General features: G+C 62.4%; 9 protein-coding genes and 2 pseudogenes. All 11 read right to left on the bottom strand.

Annotated elements, in window-relative coordinates; all coding sequences use genetic code 11:
* Window positions 1–145: pseudogene (locus tag IHN22_RS12805) on the bottom strand (bifunctional phosphoserine phosphatase/homoserine phosphotransferase ThrH); the annotation flags it as partial.
* A gap of 44 nt (window positions 146–189) precedes the next feature.
* Window positions 190–1,353, bottom strand: coding sequence for a pyridoxal phosphate-dependent aminotransferase (locus IHN22_RS06135; RefSeq protein WP_191434163.1), 1,164 nt, complete (start codon window positions 1,351–1,353; stop codon window positions 190–192).
* On the bottom strand, window positions 1,350–1,826 hold the full coding sequence (locus IHN22_RS06130) for an Lrp/AsnC family transcriptional regulator (protein WP_191434161.1): 477 nt from the start codon (window positions 1,824–1,826) through the stop codon (window positions 1,350–1,352). The genes IHN22_RS06135 and IHN22_RS06130 overlap by 4 nt, the downstream gene beginning before the upstream one ends.
* Before the next feature lie 191 nt (window positions 1,827–2,017).
* Window positions 2,018–3,100, bottom strand: a complete 1,083-nt coding sequence (locus IHN22_RS06125) for a hypothetical protein (protein ID WP_191434160.1) — start codon at window positions 3,098–3,100, stop codon at window positions 2,018–2,020.
* 74 nt (window positions 3,101–3,174) lie between these two features.
* Window positions 3,175–3,666: pseudogene (locus IHN22_RS06120) on the bottom strand (sigma-70 family RNA polymerase sigma factor); the annotation flags it as partial.
* A 24-nt stretch (window positions 3,667–3,690) separates the two neighbouring features.
* A complete protein-coding gene (locus IHN22_RS06115) occupies window positions 3,691–5,085 on the bottom strand; it encodes a recombinase family protein (protein ID WP_191434158.1) in 1,395 nt (464 codons plus the stop codon).
* A 76-nt stretch (window positions 5,086–5,161) separates the two neighbouring features.
* On the bottom strand, window positions 5,162–5,287 hold the full coding sequence (locus IHN22_RS12800) for a hypothetical protein (RefSeq protein ID WP_300985689.1): 126 nt from the start codon (window positions 5,285–5,287) through the stop codon (window positions 5,162–5,164).
* Window positions 5,288–5,369: 82 nt separating this feature from the next.
* Window positions 5,370–6,086: a HesA/MoeB/ThiF family protein gene (locus IHN22_RS06110; protein WP_191434157.1), complete on the bottom strand. Its 717-nt coding sequence runs from the start codon at window positions 6,084–6,086 to the stop codon at window positions 5,370–5,372.
* A 9-nt stretch (window positions 6,087–6,095) separates the two neighbouring features.
* Entirely contained in the window at window positions 6,096–6,344 is a 249-nt protein-coding gene (locus IHN22_RS06105; RefSeq protein WP_087331257.1) for a MoaD/ThiS family protein, read from the bottom strand.
* A 1-nt stretch (window position 6,345) separates the two neighbouring features.
* The gene (locus tag IHN22_RS06100; RefSeq protein WP_191434155.1) at window positions 6,346–8,244 is read right to left on the bottom strand and encodes an aldehyde ferredoxin oxidoreductase family protein; all 1,899 of its coding nucleotides are present in this window, start codon (window positions 8,242–8,244) and stop codon (window positions 6,346–6,348) included.
* On the bottom strand, window positions 8,241–8,669 hold the full coding sequence (locus IHN22_RS06095) for a 4Fe-4S binding protein (protein WP_087399565.1): 429 nt from the start codon (window positions 8,667–8,669) through the stop codon (window positions 8,241–8,243). Before IHN22_RS06095 ends, IHN22_RS06100 begins: the two co-directional genes overlap by 4 nt.
* Window positions 8,670–8,723: the final 54 nt, after the last annotated feature.

Genomic DNA, 8,723 nt, shown 5'->3' with positions numbered 1-8,723 from the left:
TGTCCAGGCGGTAGCGCATCAGCTTGTCATAGTCAGGCTCATCCCGGGTGGTCCGCTTCAGGGCGGGAATCCCGGCGGCCTCGGCAAACGCGATCCAGATCTCCGGGACCAGGACGCCCTCCATGTCCAGACAGGTGATATACATGGCTGCTCTCTCCTTTCTATCGTGGGCTGGGTCAGAGGGCTAACTCAGCGGTGCTTGAGGAAGTGCTCCAGCCGCTCCAGCGCGGTGGCCAGATCCTTGATGGATGCGGCATAGCAGGCCCGGACAAAGCCCTCTCCCGCATCGCCAAAGGCGGAGCCGGCGATGACCGCCACCTTCTCCTCCATCAGGAACCGCTCACAGAACTCGTCGGAGGACAGCCCGGTGCTCCGGATGTCGGGGAACACGTAGAAGGCGCCCCTGGGCTCAAAGCAGGGCAGGCCAATGCGGCGCAGGCCCTCCACCAGATAGCGGCGGCGGCCGTCGTACTCGTCCCGCATATGCTCGATGTCGCCGTCGCCGTTGCGCATGGCCTCAATGGCGGCGTACTGGCTGACAGTGGGGGCGGACATGATGCCGAACTGGTGGAGTTTCAGCATCTGCTTGATGACCGGGGCGGGCCCGCAGACGTAGCCCATCCGCCAGCCGGTCATGGCATGGCTCTTGGAGAAGCCGTTGACCACGATGGTGCGGTCGTACATATCAGGCAGGTTGGCCATGGAGACGTGGTGCTGGCCGTAGGTCAGCTCGGCGTAGATCTCGTCGGAGAGCACCATGATGTTGGTGCCCCGCAGCACCTCGGCAATGGCCTCCAGATCCTCCCGGCCCATGATGCCGCCGGTGGGGTTGGAGGGGAAGGGCAGCACCAGCACTTTGGTACGGGGGGTAATGGCGGCCTTCAGCTGCTCGGGAGTGAGGCGGAACTCGTTCTCTGCCTTCAGCTCCACATACACCGGGGTACCACCGGCCATGGAAGCCAGAGGCCCGTAGCACACGAAAGAGGGCACAGGCACGATGACTTCGTCGCCGGGGTTAAGCAGGCAGCGCAGAGTCAGGTCAATGGCCTCGCTGCCGCCTACGGTGACCACGATTTGGTCGGCAAAATTGTAGTGCAGGTCGAACCGGCGGGCCAGATAGGCAGCAATCTCCCGCCGCAGCTCCGCCATACCGGCGTTGCCGGTATACTTGGTAAATCCCTTCTCCAGGGAGTAGATGCCGGCGTCCCGGATGTGCCAGGGGGTAACGAAATCGGGCTCACCGATACCCAGGGAGATGGCGTCCTTCATCTCCTCCAGAATGTCAAAAAAGCGCCGGATGCCGGAGGGCTTCACATCCTGGATGCGCTTACACAGTATCTCGTCGTAGTTCATGAGAAAATCCACTCCTTCGGCTGCTTCTCCTGCTTTTCAAAGATCAGGTGCTTTTCCTTATATTTATGCAGGATAAAGTGAGTGGCGGTGCCGGTCACGTCCTCCAGGGTGGACAGGCGCTCCCCCACGAACTGGGCCACTTCCTTCAGGGTGCGGCCGGAAATGATAACGGTCAGGTCAAAGGCGCCGCTCATCAGGTAGACGCTCTCCACCTCGTCGTACTGGTAGATCCGCTCGGCCACCCGGTCGAAGCCCTCGCCCCGCTGGGGGGTCACCTTGACCTCGATCAGGGCGGTAACCGCCTCCCGGTCGGTGCGGTCCCAGTCCACAATGGCTTTATAGCCCAAAATAATTTTTTCATCCTCGTACCGCTTGATCTCCGCCTTCACGTCCTCCACGGACATATTGGCCATAGATGCCAGCTGCTCGGGGGTCAGAGTGCAGTCTTGTTCCAAAAGCTGGAGCAATTTCATGGCTGTGCTCCCTCCTTCTTAAAATCAGCAATTCATACAGGTCTGTAAAAGGCCTATTATATGATATTATATACGGACGGTTCTGGAAATACAAGAGCACAGATGGAAACTTCGCGGGCCGTCTGTCTTACATTTCCATGCAAACAGACAGGCCCCGGGGCTTTTTAGCCCCGGGGCCTTGTGCGCTTGGTTTACAGCACGCCCTTGCGGACGTTGACCACAAAGTCCTGCACGTTGGTGACGATGGTGCGTACCGACAGACTGCCCCGGTCCCGCAGCTTGTTCACCGCGAACTCGGAGATGTCCACCGAGTAGAAATACACCGGGCGCACCACCCCGTCCACCACCCGGTAGGAGGGAGTCATGTTGCCGGTGGCCACCGTATGGAGGGTGGAGGCCATGCAGATGACAGTAGTGGCATTTTTCACCAGAGCCCGCATGGCGTCCTGGCCTTCATACACGTTGCCGTACACCTCGGGCAGGGGGCCGTCATCCCGGACGGAGCCCACCAGTACAAAGGGCACGTTGTGGTTGACGCACTCGTAGATGATGCCGTCTTTCACCTTGCCGGAATGGACGAAGGCGGCGGTGGACCCCGCCAGCCGGACAGCGTTGATGGTGTCAATGTGGTTGTAGTGGCCGTTGGGCATACTCTTCTGGGTGTAAATGTCCTGGCCCAGGGCAGTGCGGAGATAGCCCGCCTCCAGATCGTGGGTAGCCAGGGCGTTGCCCGCCAGCAGGCCGTGGACATAGCCACCCCGCACCAGAGCGGCAAAGGCGTCCCGGGCATCGTGGTCAAAGGCGCAGGCGGGGCCCATGACCCACAAAATGCGCCCGTGGTCCTTCTCATGGCGGAGCAGTTCATAGATGGAGTCGTAATCCATGGAGTAGGCGGTCTCCCTGGAGCGGCCCTGACGGAAGGAGAAGGTCTCCTGCTCCCCTTTTTCCGTCTCAAAACCATCGGCGTAGATATAGATGCCCTCCGAGGCATCCTCCGTCCGGCCTACTACCACCGGCTCGCCCTCTTTCAGGTTGCGGAACTCTACCACGGCAATCTTGCCATCCCGCAGGACGGCCACGCAGTCCATGCGGCTCTCCTCGGCCAGCAGCCAGTCTCCGTTGACTTTGAAGTATTCCGGGAAAATACTGGTGGCGTGGTAGCCTTCGGGCGCCACACCGTCCCGGGGGGCGGGGTGGAAGGTTACGCTGGGGGCGTTCTGGAACATGGGCTGGGTAAAATCAGGGGCATGATACTCAGGCAGTACAAAGCTCATGGGAATCAGAACTCCTTTCCGTCGTTTTGTCACCTCCATTGTATCATGACGGCCCCAAATCCGCAATCTGTTCTTCAGAGATCCTTTTTCATCCGGTTTATTGCACTTTTTTCCAATCTGGACACCTGTGCCTGGGAGATACCCACCTCGGCGGACACCTCCATCTGGGTCTTGCCCTCAAAAAAGCGCATCCGCAGAATCCGCTTCTCCCGGTCGGTGAGCCGCTCCATGGCCTCCTTCAGGGCGATGTGCTCCAGCCAGCTCTCATCGGTGTTTTTGGAGTCCTTCACCTGATCCATAACGCAGATGGTATCTCCTCCGTGCTCATATACCGGCTCGTAGAGGGACACCGGGTCCACGATGGCGTCCAGGGCAAAGACCACGTCCTCCCGCTTCAGCTCCAGCATCTTGGCGATCTCCTCCATGCTGGGCTCCCGCTGGTGCTCGTTCATGAACTTCTCTTTGGCCTGGAGTACCCGGTAGGCGGTGTCCCGCATGGACCGGGACACCCGGAGAGAGGAGTTGTCCCGGAGGTAGCGGCGGATTTCCCCAACAATCATCGGCACGATACTACCGTTAGGGAAAATCGTCTATGACTCCGCTCCGTGCTGCAAAAAGGTGTAGTAGATCTCCACTTTTGGCCCCTCCACCACGATGCGCTCCACGCAGTCCCGGATCACCGCCTGCCGCTCCTCCGGGGTGAGATTTGGCCAGCTGTCCTTGATGCCCGCCGCCTGCTCCCGCAGGTCCTCCAGCCGGGCGGCCCGGCGGCAGGTGGCCTGCTCGGTCTCATAGTCCTGCCGCAGAATCTCCAGTTGCCGGCGCACCTCCCGCACCTCGTCCAGTAGCACCGGGTCCTCCCCCTCAGCAAAGAGCTGATAGAGCCGCCTCAGCTTGCTCTCCAGCTTGTCCATCTCCCCCTCCAGTTGGGTCAGGGGGTCGGGGACGGAGTCAACCTCCTCCCCCAGCCGGGCGGACACCTGGAACAGATCGTGAAGCACCTGCTCCTCCAGTTCCTCCGCCCACACCGCCTCAGCCTGGCAGTTGTCGCCCTTTTTCATGTGGGGCTTGGAGGGGTCCCGGCCATAGCAGCGCAGCTTATAGCCGTTCTTACCCCAGCGGATGTACCGCATCCGGGCCCCGCAGGCGCCGCAGTACACCAGTCCGGTGAGCAGGTGACCCCCTCCGGCGGCCCGGTGCTTGGTAGCCCGCTCCTTCATCCGGTCCTGAACCAGATAAAATAGTTCCTCGGGCACGATAGGTTGGTGAAGGCCCTGGTACTCCTCCCCCTTGTAGGAGATGAGGCCGATGTTGCTCTTGCGGGTGAGGATCTGGGTCACCAGCTTGTCGTATTTCAGCCCCATTCTGTGGGCGATCCGCTGGGCGGACCACCCCTTCAGATAGAGCTCGTACATCTGCCGCACCCGGGGGGCGTCAGCGTTGGGTACCAGGATGCCGGTGCTCCGGTCGTAGTCGTAGCCAAAAGGCACCCCGCCGCCCCCCATCCAGTAACCCTGCCGCACCCGCTCCACCATGCCCATTCGGGTACGCAGGTAGATGTTTTCCCGCTCCAACTGGGCAAAAGCGGACAGAATCCCGATCATGGCCCGCCCGTATGGGGTGGAGGTGTCAATGCTCTCATTGAGGGAGATAAAATCTACCCCGTGGGGCAGAAACACGTCCTCAATAAGGTATAGGGTATCCTTCTGGCTTCTGGACAGACGGTCCAGCTTGAACACCACCACCGTGGCCACCTGCCCGCCCCGAGCGTCGGCGATGAGCCTGGTCATCTCCGGCCGGTCCAGATTGCTGCCGCTGTAGCCGCCGTCGGTGTAACAGCGATAGTTGTCCCACCCCATGGCCTTGCAGTAGGCCTCCAGCCGCTCGGTCTGGGCCTGGATGGAGTAGCCCTCCTCCGCCTGGGCCTCGGTGGACACCCGGATATAGAGGGCCCGCAGGGGCTGGTTTTCCACAAGTTCCGTCATGTTTCTCTCCTGATGCTGTGTCATGGGGTCCATTGTACCGGATGATCCCCGCCGGGTGCAATTCCTTTTTTTACCCTCACCGCCGCCGTCCTCTGGCTCTGGCCTGCCGCAGCAGACGGACCAGCACCGGATTTTCCACCTGCTGGGGCGGCAAATCCTTGCCGGACACCGGCTTGCCATTCACATAGCGTCGCACTTCCATGGTATCGCCTCCGCTTTCAGTGTGCCCGCTTTTGTCCGAAGGCAGACAAAAGGACCTGCCGTTTTCACAGCAGGTCCTTCCATCAACATATTCCGCAGACGGGGCAGCCCGTGCTCCGCTCCACCGGCACACGATCCAGCTCCAGCCGCCTGCCGTCGTAGAGCAACATTTCTCCCAGGATGGGATTGTGCCCCAGCAGCATCTGGAGGGCAACGGTAGCCATCAGGGAGGCCACCGCTCCGGTAACTGCCCCCAGGGCCTGACCACCCTCCTCCGGCGTAGTCCCGGCATAGCAGCAGGCCAGGCAGGGTGTTTTTCCAAACTCCACCGCCATCACCGAGCCGTACCAGCCCTCCACCCCACCATTGACCAGAGGAATATTATTCTGAGCGCAGGCGGCATTGAGGGCAAGCCGGCCAGGCAGATTGTCCACCGCCGCCACCGCCAGCGTGCAGTCCGTCAGCAGCTCCATTCCAGTGTTCTCGTCCAGCCAGGCCTCCACCCCCTCCACCCGCAGGTCCGGGTTGAAGGCGGATAGCCGCCGGGCGGCAGCCTCCGCCTTGGGGCGGCCCAAATCGGCCTGGTCAAAGAGGAACTGCCGGTTCAGGTTGCTGAGGGAGACGGTGTCCCCGTCCACTATTACCAAACGCCCCACTCCGGCCCCGGCCAGGGCGTAAAGCAGCGGGCCCCCAAGGCCTCCGGCTCCCACTACCAGCACCGAGGAGGCGGCCAGCTTGCGCTGGCCCTCTTCCCCGATCTCCGGGATGGCCAGCTGCCGTCGGTATCGCTCCAGTTCCACAGTACCCTCCTAACCGCCGCCGCACACGGGGATAAACTCCACCACGCTGTCCGGTCCCGTGGGGGTACGGAAGCCTTTCTCCGCCCCAGCGGAGCGTTTGTCCACAATGATGTGGCTCCGCTTGGCCAGCCGGTATGCCTCAACCCCGCGGTACTTCTTGATCTGATCCAGCAGCCGGGACACGTTGGTCCCGTCTATTGGTTCCTCCCGGCAGCCGGTAAGGTCGGCCAACCGGCCGTGGTAGCGCACCAACGCCATCTTATCCCCCCTCCGGCAGAGGGATGCCCAGGTGTTTCAGCCGCTTGGCGGTGGGCACGCCGTGGGAATCCCAGCCCCGGACCCTGTAGTACACCGGCAGCATCTTATCCAGAGGCACCACCGTGTCCGGCCGGTCCGGGTCCTGGGGCGTTCTGGTGAGCCGTCCGGGCAGGGCGTCGTCCGCCGCCGTCAGACCCTCCCGCAGGTTGTACAGCCGCTCCACATTGTAGCTGCGCTCCCCTACAGTAAAGAATTTTCCGATGGTCATGGGCAGGCCGGTGACCAGAGAGATGGACTTGCTGTGGGGCACCAGCATACAGTTGATGGGCATGATCCAGGGCATGAACTTCCAGATTTGCCCCAGCAGGGGCCGGGCAGACAGCATCACCTTGCCCGCCGCCCGGCAGGCAAAGCTGGCAGGTCCAAATTTGAACAGGATACCGGGGATCATGGCCTGCATGGTGAACAGGCAGAACCCAGCGGCGGAGGCCGCCTCCATACCGTTCTGGAAGAACACCGTCAGCGCCGGCTTGCCCTTGGGGGTCTGGGCGTCCATGCTGATAACACCCACCGACTCCAGAAGGGCCAGATAACCGCCATTCAGGTGGCAGCCGCCCCGGTTGGCGGTGGCGTAGCCCAGACCCATACCCACGCTTTTCCGGGGTTCATAGGCGGCCAGCTCCAGCCCCTTGGCGTGGATGGCAAAGTCGGCGCCGCCGTACTTCTCGCTCAAGGCCTTGCTGCCGATGGACAGTTCCCCGGCAGGACCCCGGCGGTAGGCCACATCCTCCACCACCCGGGGCAGGTCCTCGGGCTGGCCCGGCTTCAGGCCGAAGTCTCCCATCCCCTTCTCCTGGAGCTCCATGGCAAAGGCGATGGTGCCCGCCAAGGAGATGGTGTCCATGCCCAGCAGGTCGCACTTGTAGTTCAGTTCATTGATAAGGTCCAGGTCCCGGTTCTCCAGGTTGGGTCCAAAGAGGCCCAGGGTCTCGTACTCCGGCCCCTTGACCTCCTTGCCTTTTACCTTCACCCGCCGCTCGCAGCGGATGGGGCAGCTGACGCAGCTGCTGTTGCGGGTGAGCCTGGTGTCCGCCAGGGTCTCGCCGCTGACCTCCTCGTAGTGCTCGTACCGGCCCCGGGTAAAGTTGTGGGTGGGCAGCACGCCGGAGGCGTTGGCCTTGCTCACCAGACCCGCCGAGCCGTATCGAGGCAGACTGTCCCCGGTCATGGGGTGCTTTTTCAGCAGCTTGACCCACTTGCGGGTGTGGGCCTCGAAGCCCTCGGGATTGGCCTTCACCACCTCACGGGTGCCGTAGGCAATGACCGCTTTCAGATTCTTGCTGCCCATGACCGCCCCGGCCCCGCAGCGCCCGGCCACTCGCTCGCCGCTGGCGGCGCAGGCAAAGCGTACCCCGTTCTCTCCGGCTGGGCCGATGACCAGCTTGCCGTACCGCTCCGGCAGTTCTTCCTGGGTGCGCTCAGTGTCCAGGCCCTGGAGTTGGGGACAGGCCTCGATGCGGATCTTGCCGTCCTCCACCACCACCATGCTCAGCTCCGGGGCCTTTCCGCACAGAATGAGTCCGTCAAAGCCCGCCTTCTTCAGCAGCATCCCAAAGGGTCCGCCGCAGTTGGAGGAGGCGATACCGCCGGTGAGAACGTTTTTAAAGGTCATGTTGAACCGGCTGGAGCTGGGGGCGCCGGTATCGTTCATGGGTCCGGTGTTGACGATGAGCACCGCCTCCGGGCTGAGGGGGTCCAGCCCCGCGGTCGTCAGATCGGTGAGCAGCCGGGCCCCCAGGGCCTTGCCACCCAGATATTGCTCAAACAGTCTGGCGGAGATGGTACACTTCCGCCACCGGCCGTTTGTCAGGTCCACTTGGGCATAGACCGGCAGGATCATGCTCCCACCCCTTCCTTCATGGTGATGGCCCCAATGCCGCAGGCCCGGGCACACAGACCGCAGCCCACGCATTTGTCCGGAGCGCTCAGCTGGGCGAATACCTCCAGATCCCCCTTCTGCCGGGGCAGGCTGATGGACAGGCAGGAGAAGCCGCAGGCAAGCACACACATGGAGCAGGCGGTACACAGCTTGGTGTCGATGACCGGTCTGGGCCACTTTTCTTTGGGTACTTTATGGCTGTAGAGGCCGGGCAGGGGCCCCTCGATGGCCCCTCTCGGGCACACCCGGCCGCACACCCCGCACTGGGTACAGCGGACGGGATCGATGGTATGTACCTGCTTGACCGTGCCGGTGATGGCCCCCACCGGGCAGTTTTTAGCGCACAGAGTACAGCCCACGCAGTTTTCTGTGATCTGGTACGGCATCCAGACCCCTCCTTCACGCATCATAGAAAAGCCCGCCCCGCAGCCGGGGCGGGC

The sequence above is a fragment of the Flavonifractor sp. An112 genome (genome assembly GCF_904377885.1).
GTDB classification, from domain to species: domain Bacteria; phylum Bacillota; class Clostridia; order Oscillospirales; family Oscillospiraceae; genus Flavonifractor; species Flavonifractor avicola.
This window is presented reverse-complemented; position numbering and strand designations above follow the sequence as displayed.